The sequence below is a fragment of the Pseudomonas sp. 15A4 genome, from assembly GCF_016925575.1.
GTDB lineage: Bacteria > Pseudomonadota > Gammaproteobacteria > Pseudomonadales > Pseudomonadaceae > Aquipseudomonas.
Map to the genome: position 1 here is coordinate 1823885 of NZ_CP068986.1, position 18319 is coordinate 1842203.

11 protein-coding genes and 5 pseudogenes are annotated in these 18319 nt (G+C 60.8%); 5 read left to right on the forward strand and 11 right to left on the reverse strand.

Annotated elements, in window-relative coordinates; translation table 11 throughout:
• Positions 1-29: 29 nt before the first annotated feature.
• The 10 genes and pseudogenes from pgi to dksA form a co-directional block, all read right to left on the reverse strand.
• Positions 30-1694 carry a glucose-6-phosphate isomerase gene (gene pgi / locus JN403_RS08165; RefSeq protein ID WP_122536958.1) on the reverse strand — a complete coding sequence of 555 codons (1665 nt, stop codon included), beginning with the start codon at positions 1692-1694 and terminating at the stop codon, positions 30-32.
• Between the two features lie 345 nt (positions 1695-2039).
• Positions 2040-2890 (reverse strand): annotated as a pseudogene (gene panC / locus JN403_RS08170) (pantoate--beta-alanine ligase).
• Positions 2887-3687, reverse strand: coding sequence for a 3-methyl-2-oxobutanoate hydroxymethyltransferase (gene panB / locus JN403_RS08175; RefSeq protein ID WP_205486696.1), 801 nt, complete (start codon positions 3685-3687; stop codon positions 2887-2889). The pseudogene panC and the gene panB overlap by 4 nt, the downstream one beginning before the upstream one ends.
• Positions 3688-3897: 210 nt before the next feature.
• Positions 3898-4378 (reverse strand): annotated as a pseudogene (gene folK, locus JN403_RS08180) (2-amino-4-hydroxy-6-hydroxymethyldihydropteridine diphosphokinase).
• Between the two features lie 6 nt (positions 4379-4384).
• Positions 4385-5782, reverse strand: coding sequence for a polynucleotide adenylyltransferase PcnB (locus tag JN403_RS08185; RefSeq protein WP_172609773.1), 1398 nt, complete (start codon positions 5780-5782; stop codon positions 4385-4387).
• A 755-nt stretch (positions 5783-6537) separates the two neighbouring features.
• Positions 6538-7977 (reverse strand): sigma-54 dependent transcriptional regulator, encoded by a 1440-nt coding sequence (locus JN403_RS08190; RefSeq protein WP_205486697.1) that lies wholly within the window; start codon positions 7975-7977, stop codon positions 6538-6540.
• Positions 7978-7999: 22 nt separating this feature from the next.
• Entirely contained in the window at positions 8000-10954 is a 2955-nt protein-coding gene (locus JN403_RS08195; protein WP_205486698.1) for a sensor histidine kinase, read from the reverse strand.
• Complete coding sequence (locus JN403_RS08200) at positions 10938-11114, reverse strand: hypothetical protein (protein ID WP_002552060.1); 177 nt, start codon at positions 11112-11114, stop codon at positions 10938-10940. The genes JN403_RS08195 and JN403_RS08200 overlap by 17 nt, the downstream gene beginning before the upstream one ends.
• A gap of 120 nt (positions 11115-11234) precedes the next feature.
• Positions 11235-12120, reverse strand: a pseudogene (gene gluQRS, locus JN403_RS08205) (tRNA glutamyl-Q(34) synthetase GluQRS).
• A 180-nt stretch (positions 12121-12300) separates the two neighbouring features.
• Entirely contained in the window at positions 12301-12744 is a 444-nt protein-coding gene (dksA, locus tag JN403_RS08210) for an RNA polymerase-binding protein DksA (RefSeq protein WP_122536967.1), read from the reverse strand.
• Between the two features lie 351 nt (positions 12745-13095).
• Here dksA and JN403_RS08215 point away from each other — a divergent pair, with 351 nt between their 5' ends.
• Together JN403_RS08215 and sfsA are read left to right on the forward strand one after the other, a co-directional pair.
• On the forward strand, positions 13096-14268 hold the full coding sequence (locus JN403_RS08215) for a pyridoxal phosphate-dependent aminotransferase (RefSeq protein ID WP_205486699.1): 1173 nt from the start codon (positions 13096-13098) through the stop codon (positions 14266-14268).
• Positions 14268-15011 carry a DNA/RNA nuclease SfsA gene (gene sfsA / locus JN403_RS08220; protein WP_205486700.1) on the forward strand — a complete coding sequence of 248 codons (744 nt, stop codon included), beginning with the start codon at positions 14268-14270 and terminating at the stop codon, positions 15009-15011. The genes JN403_RS08215 and sfsA overlap by 1 nt, the downstream gene beginning before the upstream one ends.
• On the opposite strand, the pseudogene JN403_RS08225 reads toward sfsA, so the two are convergent.
• Positions 14989-15317 (reverse strand): annotated as a pseudogene (locus tag JN403_RS08225) (Rieske 2Fe-2S domain-containing protein). The gene sfsA and the pseudogene JN403_RS08225 sit on opposite strands and share 23 nt — an antisense overlap.
• 169 nt (positions 15318-15486) lie before the next feature.
• On the opposite strand from JN403_RS08225, the gene JN403_RS08230 reads away from it, so the two are divergent.
• The 3 genes and pseudogenes from JN403_RS08230 (at position 15487) to JN403_RS25765 (ending at position 18180) form a co-directional block, all read left to right on the forward strand.
• Positions 15487-16380 (forward strand): ABC transporter substrate-binding protein, encoded by an 894-nt coding sequence (locus JN403_RS08230; RefSeq protein ID WP_205486701.1) that lies wholly within the window; start codon positions 15487-15489, stop codon positions 16378-16380.
• Positions 16377-17414, forward strand: coding sequence for an iron ABC transporter permease (locus JN403_RS08235; RefSeq protein WP_205486702.1), 1038 nt, complete (start codon positions 16377-16379; stop codon positions 17412-17414). The genes JN403_RS08230 and JN403_RS08235 overlap by 4 nt, the downstream gene beginning before the upstream one ends.
• Positions 17414-18180 (forward strand): annotated as a pseudogene (locus JN403_RS25765) (heme ABC transporter ATP-binding protein). Before JN403_RS08235 ends, JN403_RS25765 begins: the two are co-directional and overlap by 1 nt.
• The last annotated feature ends 139 nt before the right edge of the window (positions 18181-18319 follow it).

The window sequence follows — 18319 nt, forward strand, 5'->3', positions numbered from 1 at the left end:
GGGTTTCGCGTGTGTTGCAGGAAGGCAGATCAGCCGCGGTGACGACCGCGGAAATAGTTGATCAGGCCTTGAGTCGAAGCGTCTTCAGCAATCGTTTCGTCGGTGCCGACGAGGCGGCTGTAAACGCCTTTGCCCAGCTCTTTACCCAGCTCAACACCCCATTGGTCGAAGGCATTCGTGCCCCAGACCACGCTTTGCACGAACACCTTGTGCTCGTACATCGCGACCAGTGCGCCCAAGCGGCGAGGGCTGATGCGCTCGACGACAATAGTGTTGCTCGGACGATTGCCCGGAATGACCTTGTGCGGCGCGACACGCTGCACTTCGTCTTCCGGTACGCCCTTGGCGCGCAGTTCGGCTTCCGCTTCGGGGCGGGTTTTACCCTGCATCAACGCCTGGCTCTGGGACAGGCAGTTGGCGTACAGCCACTGGTGGTGGTCGGACACCGGGTTGAAGCTGACGATCGGCACGATGAAGTCGGCCGGGATCATTTGCGTGCCTTGGTGCAGCAACTGGTGGTAAGCATGCTGACCGTTCGCGCCAACGCCACCCCAGATGACCGGGCCCGTGTCGGTTTTGACGGGCACGCCGTCCTGACGAACGCTCTTGCCGTTGGACTCCATGTCCAGCTGCTGCAAGTGCTTGGTGATGTTGCGCAGGTAGTGGTCGTACGGCAGGATCGCGTGGCTTTGCGCGCCCCAGAAGTTGCCATACCAGATACCCAGCAAGCCCAGCAGCACCGGCATGTTCTCTTCGAACTCGGCGTTCTGGAAGTGCTGATCCATGGTGTAGGCGCCGGACAACAGCTCCTTGAAGTTCGACATGCCGATCGCCAGCGCAATCGGCAGGCCGATGGCCGACCACAGCGAATAGCGGCCTCCCACCCAGTCCCACATCGGGAAGATGTTTTCTTCACGAATCCCGAACGCAACCGCCGCGGCGTTATTGCTCGACACGGCGATGAAGTGGCGATACAGCTCAGCTTCGGACCCGCCCTGGGCGAGGTACCAGGCGCGGGCAGCGGTGGCGTTCTTCAGGGTTTCAAGGGTGGTGAACGTCTTCGACGAAACAATGAACAGCGTGGTTTCGGCGCGCAGCTTCTGAGTCAGCTCGTGCAGCTCGGTGCCGTCGATGTTCGCCAGGTAATGGCAGCGAACGCCTTTCTGCGCGTAGGACAGCAGCGCCTCGGACACCAGCTCAGGACCGAGGAACGAGCCGCCGATGCCGATGTTGACAACATCGGTGATCGGCTTTTCGGTGTAGCCGCGCCACAGACCGTCGTGGATGCGCCCGACCAGATCAGTGATCTGGTTCAGCACCTTGTGCACTTCCGGCATCACGTTGACGCCGTTGACCAACAGCTTGTCGCCCACAGGGCGACGCAGCGCGGTGTGCAGCGCAGGGCGGCCTTCCGAAGCGTTGACCAGTTCGCCGTCGTACTGCGCCTTGATGGCTTCTTTCAAACCGACTTCATTGGCCAGGTTGACCAGCAACTGGCGGGTCTCGGCGGTAATGAGGTTCTTCGAGTAGTCGAGAAACAGACCGGCACTGCTGAGCGTGAATTCATCGAAACGCTTCGGGTCTGCATTGAACGCGTCGCGCATGCTGAAATTCTGCATCGCTTCGCGGTGATCGTTGAGCGCCTGCCAGGCGGGCAGGGTAGTGACGTCATGAGGAGTGCGGTAGTACGCCATCGCTGCGGGTTTCCTTGTACTTGAACTGCCTTTTGGACACTGAAAAGCAGGATTGGACATGAATTCGTGGGCGGATCAGAGACTAGTCCCCGGCAACGCCGATGTCTGCGCCCTGCTTTACCTTTGCTCGGTACTTTTTCTCATAGAGTAGAGCTGCCGGTCTGACACGAACTGTATCGGTATGGCATTGCGGGTGTGGCTAAGTTCATCGCCAGCACCCTGCGAAGGCCAAGGCCTGCGCTGCACAATCGGTTTCGCGCCCTGAGCATAGGCGCAGATGGTCATCCGATCACGTGACTTTTGCTTTACACGAGACCCGGTGCATCCATCAGCCGGGTGGGCAGGTTATTCCTTGACCAGATGCAGGTTGTCGATCAGGCGCGTCTTGCCCATGAACGCCGCGCCCAGCACCACCAGATCACGATCATCCGGGGTCGCAGGGCGCAGGCTCACTGCATGGCGAATCTCCAGGTAATCAGGCCGGAAGCCCGCGGATTCGAGGGCCTTGACACCATCGCCGATCAACTGCTGATGATCCTGTTCGCCGTTCTGCAATGCCGTGCCGATCTGTTTGATCACGCGGTACAACGCAGGCGCTGCCGTGCGCTGGTCTTCAGTCAGGTAGCCATTGCGCGATGACAGGGCCAGGCCATCGGCGGCACGCACGGTGGGTTCGCCGATGATTTGAATGGGCATGTTCAGGTCACGCACCAGTGCGTTGACGACGGCCAGTTGCTGGAAATCCTTCTGACCAAAAATCGCGATGTCCGGCTGCACCATGTTGAACAGCTTGCTGACCACCGTCGATACGCCGTCGAAGTGACCAGGACGGCTGCCGCCACACAGTCCTTCGGACACCACTGGCACACGCACGATGGTCTGGTCAGCCATGCCATGGGGATAGATTTCTTCGACCGTCGGCGTAAACAGCAAATGGCAACCGGCCTGAAGCAATTGCTCCTGATCGGCAGCCAGAGTACGGGGTACGACGCCAGGTCTTCGTTAGGACCAAACTGCAGCGGGTTGACGAAGATGCTGGCGATTACAAAATCAGCGCGTTGAACGGCTTTGGTGACCAACGCGATATGGCCGCTGTGCAGGTTGCCCATGGTGGGCACCAGAGCGATGCGTTTGCCTTCGCTGCGAGCGCGAGCGACAACGGCCCGCAGTTCGCGAACGGTTTTAACTGTGTTCATGCCGAGAATCCGTGTTCTGGAGCGGGGAAGCTGACGTCCTTGACCGCGCTAACGTAAGCGGCGATCGCCGACGGAATGTCCGGCTGACCGGCCATGAAATTCTTCACGAACTTGGGCACGCGGCCGGTGATCGACAGCCCGAGCATGTCATGGAGCACCAGCACCTGACCGTCGGTGGCGCTGCCGGCGCCGATACCGATTACCGGAATCTTCACGGCGTGGGTGATTTCCTGGGCCAGTTCGCTCGGCACGCATTCCAGCAGAATCATCGCGGCGCCGGCCTGCTCAAGGGTAATCGCGTCGGCCCGCATCTGCCGCGCCTGCGACTCCTGACGCCCCTGCACTTTATAGCCGCCCAACACGTTGACCGCCTGGGGCGTTAAACCCATGTGTGCACAGACGGGCACGCCGCGTTCGGCGAGCAGCCGGATCGAGTCGGCGAGCCACGCTGCGCCTTCGATCTTGACCATGTGTGCGCCTGCCTGCAGCAGCGTGGCGCTGTTGGCGAAGGTCTGCTCGGGCGTGGCGTAGGACATGAACGGTAAATCCACCAGAATCAGCGCGCCCTGATTGCCGCGTTTGACGCCGGCCACGTGGTACGCCATTTCAGCGGTGGTGACGGGCAGCGTGCTGTCGTGGCCTTGAAGGACCATGCCCAGCGAGTCGCCGACCAGCAGCACTTCCACACCGGCCTGGCTGGCGGTGTGGGCAAAAGTCGCGTCGTAGCAGGTCAGCATGGTGATTTTTTCACCTTTCTGCTTCAGGGCCAGCAGGGACGTAACGGTGATATCGGGCATGGAAAGTCCTCATTCAGGCGCTGTGAATACTGCGGCGAGCAACGCGTGATTCATCTTGGGAGGCAGGCACATCGTCGTTTCGCGATGTTTGCAACGGCCTGATCCGCGCCTTGTGGCCGGTCGTCCGGCTTTGGGACGCTTATCTTCGTGAGGAGGGGGCGGGAAGTCAATTCCGGGTGTTGCCGGTTTCAACGTGCCCGCAGAGCGGCGTCAGCTCGCCAATCGTTCCAGGCCTTCGAACGGGCATCGGGCCAGCAAATCATTCAGCGTGCGGCCATCTGCGAGGGTGATCCCCGGCGCCAGTTCGGCCAGTGGGTACAGCACAAACGCGCGCTCCTGGATCTGGTAATGCGGCACCTTCAGGCGCAGCTCATCGATGAGGCGATCGCCGAACAGCAAGATGTCGAGGTCCAGCGTGCGCGGCGCCCAGCGTTCGAGGCGCTCGCGTCCCTGATCGTTTTCGATGCCTTGCAAGGCATCGAGCAGTGCCAGCGGGGGAGCGAGGTATCGAGCGCAGCGACTGCATTGGTGTAACGCGGCTGACCCGGCAACAGCGAGTCGCTGACATAAAAGAGGAAACGCCTGACAGGCTGCTCTGCGGCAACAGGCCCATAGCCTTGATCGCTTCGCGCAACTGTTCGGCGGGGTCGGCCAGGTTGCTACCCAGGCCGACGTAAACGCGCTCGATCATTGGCTGTTATTCCGCCCCGTCGACGCCGGCGCGTTTGCGCTTGCCGCTGCTGCTGCGACGACGTTTGCGCGGGCCCTGGCCGGTGGCGTCGGGCTTGCTGCCCAGGTCACGAATCATGTCACGGCGTCCGGAATCGTTGGCGTCCTGATAGTCCGTCCACCATTCACCCAGGCCGTCGGTTTCTTCGCCAGCCAATTCGCGCAGCAGCAGGAAGTCGTAGCCGGCACGGAAGCGCGGGTTTTCCAGCAGCAGGTCCGCACGCTTGCCCGAGCGGCGCGGCAGACGTTCCTGCATGTCCCAGATTTCGCGGATCGGCATGGTGAAGCGTTTCGGGATGGCAATCCGCTGGCACTGTTCGGTGATCAGTTCGTGAGCCGCTTCCTGCATAGCCGGAATCGGCGGCATGCCGCGCTCTTGCAGACGCAGCACACGGGCGGGCAGGGCAGGCCACAACAATGCGGCAAACAGGAACGCTGGCGTGACCGGTTTGTTCTGCTTGATGCGCAGATCGGTGTTGGCCAACGCCTCACTGATCAGCGTGTGGGTGTAAGTAGGGTTGTATTCCAGTGCTTTGGAACTGGCCGGGAACAGCGGCTCGAACAGTTCGAGATCGACGAGCATCTCGAACGTCGCCTCGGCGTAACCCGAGAGGAACAGCTTCAGCACTTCTTCAAACAGGCGCGCCGACGGGATGTCGCGCAGCATCGGCGCTAAAGGGCGAATCGGCGTGGCGCTGTGCTTCTCAATACCGAAATCCAGCTTGGCGGCGAAACGCACGGCCCGCAGCATGCGCACCGGGTCTTCTTTGTAACGCTGCTGTGGATCACCGATCAGGCGAATCAGGCGATTGCGGATGTCGTGTACGCCGTTGGCATAATCGAGAACGCGCTCGGTGACCGGATCGTAATACAGGGCATTGATCGTGAAGTCGCGACGCTGTGCATCGTCTTCAAGGGTGCCGTAAACGTTGTCACGCAGAATGCGCCCGCTCTCGTTGCGCGAAGACTGGTTGCTGTCTTCGTCTTCGTCGTCGATTGGATGATTGGCGCGGAAGGTCGCGACTTCAATGATTTCACGGCCGAAATGGATGTGAACCAGCTTGAAGCGGCGGCCGATGATACGGGCGTTGCGAAACTCGGCGCGGATCTGCTCGGGCGTGGCGCTGGTGGCGACGTCGAAATCCTTTGGCGTGATGCCGAGCATCATGTCTCGGACGCAACCGCCCACCAGATAGGCCTGGTAGCCGGCGGTCTGCAGGCGCTCGACGATGTTCACCGCATAGCGGCTGAATTGATTGCGTTGCAACGAGTGCTGGCTGCTACTGAGCACCTCAGGCGTTGTGCGCACGTGTTGCTGCGGCTTGCGCAGTGGGGAACGGAATGACTGGAACAGCTTCTTCAGCATGGGAGGCACTGTTTGAAGGAATATTCGGCCAATTTCGAAGAGTGACCGCACGATGGGCGGGGATTCTAGCATTTAGTGGGGGGATGGTGTAGGAGGCAGCGCGATGGGTGCGTGCGGGTACTGAATGCGCGGCGTGGCGCGGGTGTCGAGCGGGAGAGGGGTTTAGTGCGGATGCTACTGGGGGAGCCGAAGCTCCCCCAAAGTGCGTGCTCTTATTTTTATTGTCTGATGGGCTTTTTATTTTTGTTGACCGCCCAATTCACGGCTTTCGCCTGTGAAACCTCCCAATCGGGAGTCAAGAGCAAACGGATTGCTTTGGTCGCTGTGCGGCAGTGATCTATCGATCCAACCAGTTCAGGCTCTACCTAAGGGTAGTTTTTGTTGTTCTCGGCCTGGTTGCGGGACAAGTCCCAAATGCAACGCCTCTCCAAAAGAATCAGTTAGCTGCGCCTCCGCCGTGTTGTTCTTGTTATGCGTGAGTCGATTCGTCTTGTTTTTATTATGTTGGTGTTTCGGGTGACTGATTTTTGTTGTTCTTGTACGAATACCTATAGCAGTACCTGTGCCAACTTTTGCAAAAATCGCTACAGGCCACTGAATCCAAGGGTGTGGCAAATTGACGCTATTCAGTGCGGACGAAAAAAAACCGGGGGTTCGTTACCGTACGCCCCGGTTTTGTTACGTCACCTTTCAGGAGGTAACAGTTTTTTCACATTGCCCGTAACCCGCGTGCCAGAGCCTGCGCGACGGCTTGCTCAGGTTTCGCTTGCCACTCCGGTCTTGCGTCGGGGGATGCCGAGGCGCTGCCGACGCTCCCACAGGCACTTGCGGCTGACGCCGAGCTTGCGAGCGAGTTCTGTCTCGGTCATGTGGTCCTGATGCTCCAGAACGAAATGCTGGAAATAGTCTTCCAGCGACAAGTCTTCCGTCGGCTCGCCAGCCGTGGAACTCGACGAGCCTGACGTCTGTGGCGCAAGGCCGATGAACTCGTTGACGTCGAGGTCGCTCAACTCGATATCGATGCCTAGCAGCTCTGCGGAGATGTCCGGGCTTTCGCACAGGATTACCGCGCGCTCGACCGCGTTCTCCAGTTCCCTCACGTTGCCTGGCCACGAATAGTGTCGGATCGCGTGCTCCGCATCTGGCGCAAACCGCAGGTCGTTACGCCCGGCCTTCAGGCTTTGCCGCGCCAGAAACGCATTGGCGATTTCGTTAACGTCCGCGCCGCGTTCACGCAATGCGGGCAACTTCAACGCGATCACGTGCAGGCGGTAGTACAAGTCTTCGCGGAACTGGCCGACTTTGGCCAGGCTCTTGAGGTCACGGTGAGTCGCTGCGATCAGGCGCACGTCGACTTTCTGCGACTGCACCGAGCCCACGCGGCGAATTTCGCCTTCTTGCAAGACGCGCAGAAGCCTCGCCTGAGCTTCCAACGGTAGCTCGCCGATCTCGTCGAGAAAGAGGGTGCCACCGTCCGCTGCTTCAACCAGGCCAGCACGCCCCGCGCTGGCGCCGGTGAACGCGCCTTTTTCGTGGCCGAACAGCTCGGACTCAATGAGGGATTCCGGGATCGCCGCGCAGTTGACCGAAATCATCGGGGCCTTGGCCCGGCGGGACAAATTGTGCAGCGCGCGCGCCACCAATTCCTTGCCCGTACCGGACTCGCCTTGAATCAGCACGTTGGAGTCAGTCGGCGCGACTTTGCGGATCTTGCTGTACATGTCCTGCATTGGCGGGCAGGAGCCGATGATGCCGATCTCGCCGTTACTGTTGTCCGGACCAGATTTGTCTCCGGTCACGGTTTTTGCGGTGGCGGCGCGTTCGGCCTGCATGCTTTGCAGCGTCTGGCGATCACGCAGGATACGCGAGACGGCCTGAAGCATCTCGTCGTGGTCGAAGGGTTTGGCGATGTAATCCACCGCGCCCATTTTCATCGAATCCACGGCCGAGCGCAGGCTGGCGTAACTGGTCATGATCAGCACCGGCTTGCCCTGGCCGAGCTTGATCAGCTCTGTGCCAGGTGCGCCGGGCAGGCGTAAGTCGCTGACGATCAGGTCAAACGAGGGGATGCTGAAACGTTCCTGAGCTTCCTGCACGGACCCGGCTTCGCTGACCTGGTACTGATTACGTTCCAGCAGTCGACGCAGGGCGGAGCGGATGATGGTTTCGTCTTCCACGATCAAAATGTGAGGCATTGATTCGGTTCTCTCGACGGTCTCAGTTCACGGCGGACGTCGCTTCGACATGTCGCGGTAAGGTCACCCGAATCCGGGTTCCGCGTTGGCGCTCGGGGTCAGCCGGGCTGTCGATGGTGATTTGTCCATAATGCTCTTCAACGATGGAATAGACCAGCGCGAGGCCCAGCCCTGTCCCTTCGCCCGGATCTTTGGTGGTGAAGAAAGGTTCGAACAATCGGTCCATGATGGCTTTCGGAATGCCGCTGCCTTCGTCTTCGACGATCAGGTCGACCGTGTGTTCGGAGGCCTCGCTTTTCACCCGTACTGCACTGCCGGCGGGCGATGCATCGCGGGCGTTGGACAGCAGATTGATCAACACCTGCGCCAGCCGTTGGGGATCGCCATCGACCCAGTGGTTAGGGTTGCACAGGTTATAGAACTGCACTTCGAAATTACGGCGGTTCAGCGCCAGCAGACCAATGGCATCCTGCGCCACCTCTGCCAGGCATACGGGTTCGTCGGCATGCTGATGCCCGCCGGCGTGGGCGAAGCTCATCAGCGACTGCACGATGCGCGAGACACGTTTGGTCTGTTCGATGATCTGGCTGCTGATTTCCGTCAGCTCGGCATCTTCTTCCCGTTCTTCGCGCAGGTTCTGCGCCAGGCAGGCAATGCCGGTGATCGGGTTGCCGATTTCGTGGGCAACGCCGGCGGCCAGTCGGCCGATGCTCGCAAGCCGTTCGGAGTGCACCAGTTTGTCTTCGAGCATCTGCGTGTCGGTCAGGTCTTCAACCAGAATCACCAGCCCGCTGTTGCCCGGCGCGAGCGGCTCGTCGATGGCCGCCTTGTGCAGGTTGAGCCAGCGAGTCTGACCGTCCAGGCCCAGGCGCTGTTTGTGCAAGTGCTCGTCAGGTACGTTGATGAACCCCAGCAGCAGCTGCTTCCAGGGATCGACGATGGTCTCGAGCCGTGATCCGACGACGCGCTGAGCGCCGATGCCGGTCAGCTCCTCCATCGCCTTGTTCCACATCAGGATCTCTTGATCCTTGGCCAGGGAGCACACACCCATCGGCAGCTCTTGAAGGGTCTGGCGGTGATAACGGCGCAGGGCGTCGAGCTCGGCAGCCAGGCCTGTGAGACGGGAGTGGTAATCCTCGAGCCGGCTTTCAATGAAGTGAATGTCCTCGGTGACATAGTTCTCGCTGCCGGACTTGTACGGCAGAAACGTCTCGACCATGTCCTGCGCAACACTTGGCCCCATCAGCCCAGAGAGGTTGGCTTCGATACGGTCGCGTAAACGCCGCAGCGCATATGGCCGGCGCTCGTCGAACGGCAGGTAAAGATCCCGCAGCGCCTGTTCGACTTCCTTCTGCGCGGCCTTTGCGCCCAAGGGTTTGGCCAGCTGGGTCGCAAACTCCTGGGGAGAGGCTGCGTGCAGTTCGCGGCGCTGGGGGCGGCGAACGTTGTCCACCGCGCAGGCCTCGGCCGCACTCGCCTCTTCGGGACTGGGATTGCTGAACAGCGAAATCAGGGTGAAAACCAGCACGTTGGCCGCTAGAGAGGCAATTGCCGCCATATGCCAGCTGGTGTCATCCAGCACGTAAATCATGTTCAGCAGCGGGATGTAGAACCCTTGAAAGTCGCCGATCAGCGGCAGCAACATGCTAATGGTCCAGACCGCGATGCCGGCAATGAGGCCAGCCATGAAGCCGCGTCGGTTGGCGGCCGGCCAGTACAGCACCGACAGCACGCCGGGCAAAAATTGCAACGTTGCTACGAACGCGACGATGCCCAGATTCGCCAGATTCTGCTTGGCGCCGAGCAACAGATAAAAGCCAAAGCCGGCCATGATGATCGCGACAATCAGCCCGCGCCGGGTCCATTTCAGCCAGCGATAGATATTGCCTTCGGCAGGGGGCTGGTAAAGCGGCAGCACCAGGTGGTTCAGCGCCATGCCGGACAGCGCCAGGGTGGTTACGATGATCAGCCCGCTCGCTGCGGAAAGCCCGCCGATATAGCCGAGCAAGGCCAGGGTCTTGCTGTGGGCGGCGATGCCAATACCCAAAGTGAAATATTCAGGGCTGGTGGTGGCGCCCAGTTTCAAACCGGCCCACAGCACCAGGGGTACCGCCAGGCTCATCAGCAGCAGAAACAGTGGCAGACCCCAACTGGCGCTGACCAGCGAGCGCGGGTTGAGGTTTTCGGTAAAGGTCATGTGATACATGTGCGGCATCACGATGGCCGAGGCGAAGAACACCAGCAGGAGCGTACGCCACGGGCCTTCCTGCAGTGGCGTGTGCAACGCCGCCAGTGCGCTCTGGTTCTGCAGCAGCCATTGTTCAAGGCTCTGCGGCCCGTCGAACACGCCATACAGCGCGTACAGACCGATGCCGCCGATGGCGACCAGTTTGATGACCGACTCGAAGGCAATGGCGAACACCAGCCCTTCGTGTTTTTCCCGCGTGGCGATGTGACGCGAGCCGAAGAAGATGGTGAACAGCGTGATCAGCACGCAGAACGCGAAGGCCACGTAGTTGCGCACAGGCTCCCGGGTAAGAATGCCGATGGAGTCGGCGACGGCCTGAATCTGCAGCGCCAGCAATGGCAACACACCGATCAGCATGAAGATCGTCGTCAATGCCCCCGCCCAGGTGCTGCGAAAGCGGAACGCGAACAGATCGGCCAGGGACGAGAGCTGGTAGGTGCGAGTGATTTTGAGAATGGGGTAAAGCAGAACGGGGGCGAGCAGGAAAGCGCCGGACACACCCAGGTAACTCGACAAAAAGCCGTAGCCGTATTCGTAGGCCAGGCCGACCGTGCCGTAAAACGCCCACGCACTGGCGTAGACGCCAAGTGACAGTGTGTAGGTCAGCGGGTGACGAATGATCCAGCGCGGGATCAGGCCACGTTCGCTGATCCAGGCAACGCCGAACAGCACCGTCAGGTAGGCGGCACTGACCAGAATCATCTGGGTCAGGCTAAAGCTCATCGGCATCTCGTTGGCTCTGCAGAATGAAGGTCACTACGATCAGGATCAGCCACAGCATGTACGGCCTGTACCAGGCGCCTGTCGCGTCGATCCACCAGTCCATGATGGCCGGGGAGAACAGATAGATGCCCACCACCAGTAGCAGGACCAATCGATAAATGTACATTTGGCCTCCCAGGTTGACTGACCAGAAGATGACGGAGCGGCATGGTAACGGATGGCGATGGGGCTGCAAGCGACGTTTCCGCCAGCTTTGTGCTGCCCAATATGAATCGGCCGCGGGGGCTCAGTCTATTCGAGCTTCCTCGATAGCGCCGAGGCGAGGTATCAAATCGGCATTCCAGTGCGCGATGGCCCAGTCCAGCACCGCTCGGGGTGTCGCGTCGTTCAGTTCACCCGGCGTCTTTTGCCCCAGGGCACGAATACCCCGGAGCAGCAGCGGCGTGGCCTGATCAGGCGGCAGCGGCGGCGAACGGTAGGATTTCCCCAGCTTATGACCGTCGGGTTGGGTGATCAGCGGCACGTGAAGGTAACGTGGTTGCGGCAGGCCCAGCAGTTCTTGCAGGTACAACTGACGTGGTGTGGAGTCGAGCAAATCGGCGCCTCGTACGATGTCGGTCACGCCCTGCCAGCCGTCGTCCAGGACAACCGCCAGTTGGTAGGCGTAGAAGCCGTCCCGTCGCCGAATGATGAAATCCCCGCGTCGCGCCCCAAATGTTGACGAAACTCACCCTGAACCCGGTCTTCGAAGCGGTATTCCAGCTCAGGCACCCGAATGCGGATGGCCGCGTCTTCGGGTGAGTGCCCGGCGTTGCGGCAAAAGCCCGGGTAAATGCCGTTGTAGTCTTCCAGTTGCTTGCGCGAACAGGTGCACGCGTAAGCAAGCCCGTGGTTGAACCACCGAGTGATGATCTCCTGATAAGCCTCATGCCGGTCGCTTTGCCTTACCAGTTCGCCGTCCCATTCGAATCCGTAGGCTTCGAGCGTCTGGAGTATGCCCGCCTGGGCACCCTGAACTTCGCGGGGAGGGTCGAGATCCTCCATGCGCATCAGCCATTTCCCGCCGACCGAGCGGGCGTCGAGGTAGGAGGCCAGCGCTGCGACCAGAGAGCCGAAGTGCAGATAACCGCTGGGGTCGGCGCAAAGCGCCCTATATAGGAAGGGTTTTTCATGGGCGCTGATGGTACTGGAAATAAAACGTACGAAATACCGGACGACTGACCGTGCTGTGTGGGAAAACGCAACGCATCCGTGTAGCGCCTTCCTGCCCGCACCGTTGTCCGCTCGGTAGATCGGTACAGGCAAAACAAGAAAAGGACGCCGAGGCGTCCTTTTCTACTGGATCAACAGGATCATTTACCGACCTGTTTTTCCTTGATTTCAGCGAGGCTTTTGCAGTCAACGCACATGTCGGCCGTTGGACGGGCCTCGAGGCGCTTGATACCGATCTCGACGCCGCACGATTCGCACCAGCCGTATTCTTTGTCTTGAATCAGCTGCAGGGTCTTGTCGATCTTCTTGATCAACTTGCGCTCACGATCGCGGGCGCGCAGTTCCAGTGCGAATTCTTCTTCCTGGCTTGCACGATCGGCAGGGTCAGGGAAGTTAGCCGCCTCGTCCTTCATGTGAACAACCGTGCGGTCAACTTCTACCATCAGATCCTGCTTCCACTGGGACAGGATTTTGGTGAAGTGCTTGCGCATGGGTTCGCCCATGTATTCCTCGCCCTTCGTCGCAACGTAGGGTTCGAAACCACTGATTGCCGGGGTGCTCTTTTGCTTTTCTTCGGTGGGCATGAACGGACCGCCTCTCACTCTTCTAAGCCATTACACAGGTTAAGATCCATCGCCGACACCTGCCGGCCCTGCGGCTGCAAGCGGGCGAACTTACCAGATCGAATCGGAGCGCGCTACTCCCGGTTGTCGAGGATGGCCTGCAACACGCACCCGAACTATGACCACAGCCTGAGCGCCCGGTTTTATCTATTTTTGCAGTGCGCCGAGTTTAGTGCGTGTGGCGCAAGTCCCCGGTTTGCCGGCCTGTCGATTGCAAGTTGCTGCTGCCCAGGCGGATAAACGCTGTAGCCCGCTCGGGCGGATGGGTAGAATCGGCGATTCCTCTCGCCACCCCTCACCAAAGGAAGGCCCATGCCACAGCCCTACAGTGCGCGCAGCCGCGCCATAGAACCCTTTCATGTGATGGCGCTGCTGGCGCGGGCGAACGAACTGCAAGCGGCGGGGCATGACGTCATCCACCTTGAGATAGGCGAGCCGGATTTCACCACGGCCGAGCCGATCATCAAGGCCGGTCAGGCGGCGTTGGCCGCTGGAAAGACCCGATACACTGCCGCCCGTGGTCTACCGGAATTGCGCGAGGCAATCTCGGGCTTTTACGCTCAGCGTTATGGCGTGAACGTCGATCCGGGCCGGATTCTGATTACGCCGGGTGGTTCCGGTGCGTTGCTGCTGGCGGCGAGTCTGCTGGTCGATCCCGGTAAACACTGGCTATTGGCCGATCCGGGTTACCCCTGCAACCGGCATTTTCTGCGTCTGGTGGAGGGCGCCGCTCAACTGGTGCCCGTGGGGCCGGACGTGCGCTATCAGCTGACGGGCGATCTGGTCGCTCAACACTGGAACGAGGACAGCGTCGGTGCGCTTGTGGCGTCACCGGCCAATCCGACCGGTACGCTGCTGCACCGCGACGAGTTGGCCGCGCTGTCGGCGTCGCTCAAGGCGCGGGATGGGCACCTTGTGGTTGACGAGATTTACCACGGTTTGACCTACGGCACCGACGCGAGCAGCGTGCTGGAAGTCGACAATGACGCCTTCGTGCTGAATAGTTTTTCCAAGTATTTCGGCATGACCGGTTGGCGACTCGGCTGGCTGGTGGCCCCCGAGGCGGCCGTCGGCGATCTGGAAAAACTGGCACAGAATCTCTACATCAGCGCGCCGAGCATGGCGCAAAGTGCGGCGCTTGCCTGCTTCGAGCCGCAAACCCTGGAGATCCTCGAACAGCGTCGTGCCGAGTTTGCCCGCCGTCGCGACTTCCTGCTTCCGGCGCTGCGCGAACTGGGCTTTAACATTGCCGTGGAACCCGAAGGCGCCTTCTATCTATACGCAGACATCAGCGCATTCGGCGGCGACGCGTTCGCGTTCTGCCACCACTTCCTGGAAACCGAGCACGTCGCGTTCACACCCGGGCTGGATTTCGGTCTCTACCGCGCCGGCCATCACGTGCGCTTCGCCTACACCCAGAGCTTGCCTCGGCTTCAGGAAGCGGTCGAGCGAATAGGTCGTGGCCTGCGGAGCTGGCAAGGCTGATGCGTTTCTCTCCTCCACTTGAAGAAGGCCGGCTGATTCGGCGCTACAAGCGCTTCCTTGCCGACATCGAGACCGCCAGCGGCGAGCTGCTGACGATTCACTGTCCCAACACGGGTTCAATGTTCAATTGCATGATGCCGGGTGGTCGCGTCTGGTTCAGCAGGTCCAATGACCCCAAGCGCAAGCTGCCGGGCACCTGGGAAATCACCGAAACGCCACAGGGGCGGCTCGCCTGCGTCAATACCGCGCGCGCCAACAAGCTGGTTGAAGAAGCGCTTCTGGACGGCGTGATCACGGAGCTGGCGGGGTTCACGGCGCTTAAGCGCGAAGTCGCCTACGGTCAGGAAAACAGCCGCGTTGACTTCCGTCTGGATTACCCCGATGGCCCGCTATACCTGGAAGTCAAAAGCGTGACCCTGGGTTTTGATGACAGCCGGGTTGCTGCGTTTCCCGATGCGGTCACTCAGCGCGGCGCGAAGCACCTGCGTGAATTGGCAGCGTTGGCCAGGGAGGGCGTGCGCGCAGTGTTGCTGTATTGCGTGAACCTGACAGGGATCGATGCCGTGCGGCCCGCCGCCGAGATCGACGCCGCCTACGCCTCAGCCTTGCTTGAGGCGGCTGCGGCAGGGGTCGAAGTCCTGGCGTATGGCGTGGAGCTGACCCCTGACGGAGTGCGCATTGATCGACCGCTTGAGATTCATCTCTCGGAAACGCGCCCGCTCAGTCCGGTGCCACTGGGTTGATCCAGATGCCCTGAGCGTCTTCGCCGCAGTCGATAGCCCTCAGGAATTTGCCCTCGCAAGGGCCGGCGACGCACTCACCGTTCTCGATCAAGAACAGCGCACCGTGAGTGGCGCACTGGATCAGACTGGCGCTGGCATCGAGAAACTCATCGGGTTGCCATTCCAGCGCCACCCCTCGATGGGGACACCGGTTGGTGTACACATACACCTGACCCCTCGCCGGACGGCCAGAATCTTGAGCGCATCGACATCGAACCCGAGGCTTTTGCCTTCAATCAGCGTAGCGCTGTCGCACAGGTATTTCAGCGTGGTCTCCTTGGCGCTTGACGCTCAAATGCAAATAATTATCAAATGCCTGGCCGTAGCAGGCTGCGCATTCTGCCAGCAGTCAAACCCGCCAGTCGATGAGCGAAATCCCGCCAGTCGCGCCTTGAAGTGATCGACTGAGCCTTCCTTTATAGAGGACCCACCGCTTATGCGCTTCACCTCCCGATTGATCGCGATCGTCACGGGGCTTTTTATCGCCCACCTGGCTTCCGCCGCTTCACCCGAGCCGCAGCGGTGGGTCAGTGCCGGCGGCGCCTTGACGGAGTGGATAGTTGCTCTGGGCGGAGAGTCGCGTCTGGTGGGCGTGGACAGCACGAGCCAGCACCCGCGGTCGGTCAAATCGCTGCCGGGCATCGGTTACCAGCGACAGTTGTCGGCGGAAGGCATCCTCACGTTGCGTCCGAACGTTCTGATAGGCACCGAAGAAATGGGCCCGCCGCCAATTATCCAGCAACTGCGTAGGGCCGGCGTGCAGGTCGAGGTGTTGTCGGCCAGTGCAGAGCTGCCCGCGCTCCAGGCCAGTCTTGAAAGACTCGGGGTATTACTGGGCAGGGAGGGCGAGGCGCGTCAGTTGAGCGACCAATTCATCAAGCGGCTTGCGACGGAGCATCAGCGAGTGACGCAACTGAAGCGTGCCGCGCCGGGTGTTCTGTTGCTGGTGAGCCACGCGGGGAGCGCGCCGATGGTGGCTGGCGCAGGCACTGTCGGCGACTGGCTGATCACTCAGGCTGGCGGCCGCAACCTGGCAACCCACACCGGCTACAAGGTGTTTTCCACTGAGGCAATGAGCGGGCTGAACCCTGAAGTGCTCGTTGTCAGCGATCGTGCTCAAAACGGCGTCCAGCCCCGCGAGGCGTTGCTGCGTGAAAACCCGCTCCTTAGGGCAACCAAGGCCTTGCGGGATAACCGCGTCGTCGAGATTGATCCGACCTTACTGGTAGGCGGTCTTGGCCCACGGTTGCCGGACGCAGTCAGATCACTGGCAGACGCGTTCTATCCTGGCGCTGCACCAGGCAGCGCCAGAGCCTCGAACGCCCGATGAGGCTTGATCTCGCCCCCAAAACGCTGTTCATCACGCTGGGTTTTGCCTGTTTACTGGCGATATGGCTGTCCCTCGCGCTCGGCCCGGTCAGTCTGCCGATGATGGATACCTTGCGCGCGGTTCTTCATCTGGTGGGCGTGCCCATGGCGGAAGACAACTTGCAGCAGGCGGAACTGATCGTGGGCCAGATCCGCCTGCCTCGTACGCTGCTTGGACTGGCAGTCGGTGCAGTGCTGGCCTTGTCTGGCGTGGCGATGCAGGGTCTGTTTCGCAACCCTCTCGCCGATCCCGGTCTGGTTGGCGTTTCCAGTGGTGCGGCATTGGGTGCGGCAGTGGCCATCGTCGCCGGAGCATCCCTTGGCGGACTGCCTGAGCCGTTCCAGCCTTATCTGCTGTCCATCTGCGCCTTCGCCGGTGGGCTTGGGGTGACCGCAATCGTCTATCGGCTCGGACGCCGCGACGGTCACACCAGCGTCAGTACGATGCTGCTGGCCGGTGTGGCGATGACGGCGCTGGCCGGTTCGATCATCGGCCTGTTCGCGTATCTGGCCGATGATGCGAGCCTGCGAACGCTGACGTTCTGGAATCTGGGCACGCTCAACGGTGCCAGCTATGCCCGGCTCTGGCCTCTGTTGCTGGTTTGCGCGGCAGTGATCCTCTGGTTGCCGCGCCGAGCGAAGGCGCTTAACGCGTTGCTGCTTGGAGAATCGGAAGCGCGTCACTTGGGCATCGAAGTCGAACGCCTCAAGCGCGAGCTGATTCTTTGCATCGCACTCGGGGTGGGGGCAGCCGTCGCGGCGGCCGGGCTCATCGGTTTCATTGGCCTGATTGTGCCGCACCTGGTGCGACTGCTGACGGGGCCAGACCACCGCATTGTTCTCCCCGCATCAGCGCTGGCGGGCGCATCGTTGTTGCTCTTCGCAGACATTTTCGCCCGATTGGTAATGGCCCCGGCGGAACTGCCGATCGGGATTGTCACCGTATTCATCGGCGCGCCGTTCTTTCTTTTCCTGCTCGTTCGAGGGCGTGCCTGATGTTAATCGGCAAAGACATCGGCATTGTTCGCGATGGCAAACAGGTGCTCGACAGCATCGAATTGACAATGGCGCACGGTCAGATGGTTGGCGTGCTGGGCCCCAACGGGGCTGGCAAAAGTACACTGTTGGCTGCTCTGTGCGGCGAGCTTGCCCCGACCCGCGGCCAGGTATTTCTGGACGATATTCCCCTGGATCAATGGCGTGGTCCGGAGCGGGCTCGGCGCCTGGCCGTACTGCCGCAGTCGTCGACATTGAGTTTCGCGTTCAAGGTCGAGGAAGTGGTTGCGATGGGCCGCTTGCCCCATGAAAGCGGTCAGCAACGTGACGCTGAAATTATCCAGCATGCCTTTGAGGCCGCCGATGCAATGCACCTGCTCGGCCGCAGCTATCTGACGTTATCGGGGGAGAGCGTCAGCGGGTCCATCTGGCGCGGGCGCTGGCTCAGGTGTGGCCTGGGGAGGAGGGGCAGGTTCTGTTGCTGGACGAGCCCACCTCGGCGCTCGACCCATTGCATCAACACACCACACTGTTGGCCGTTCGCGCGTTCGCCGACCGTGGCGGCGCGGTGATGGTGATCCTGCATGATTTGAACCTGGCGGCCCGTTATTGCGATCGCTTGTTGCTGCTGAGTCAAGGTCTCGCGTATGTATCCGGCACGCCACAGCAAGTGCTGACGCCTGACGCGCTGATGTCGGTATTTGGCCTGGATGTTCTGGTACAACCCCATCCCGAGCGCGGGCACCCTTTGGTGATCACTCGCTGAAGTGGCTTGGTTATCAACCGGCATCAGTTCCTTTTTCGATACGGCAGCCCCATTTCCAATGCTCGTGCAGGCAACGTCCTTCGGACAATTCTTGTAATCACGTAGGCCTGCTCTTTTGCGTCGTTGTGAGCGTTCACGC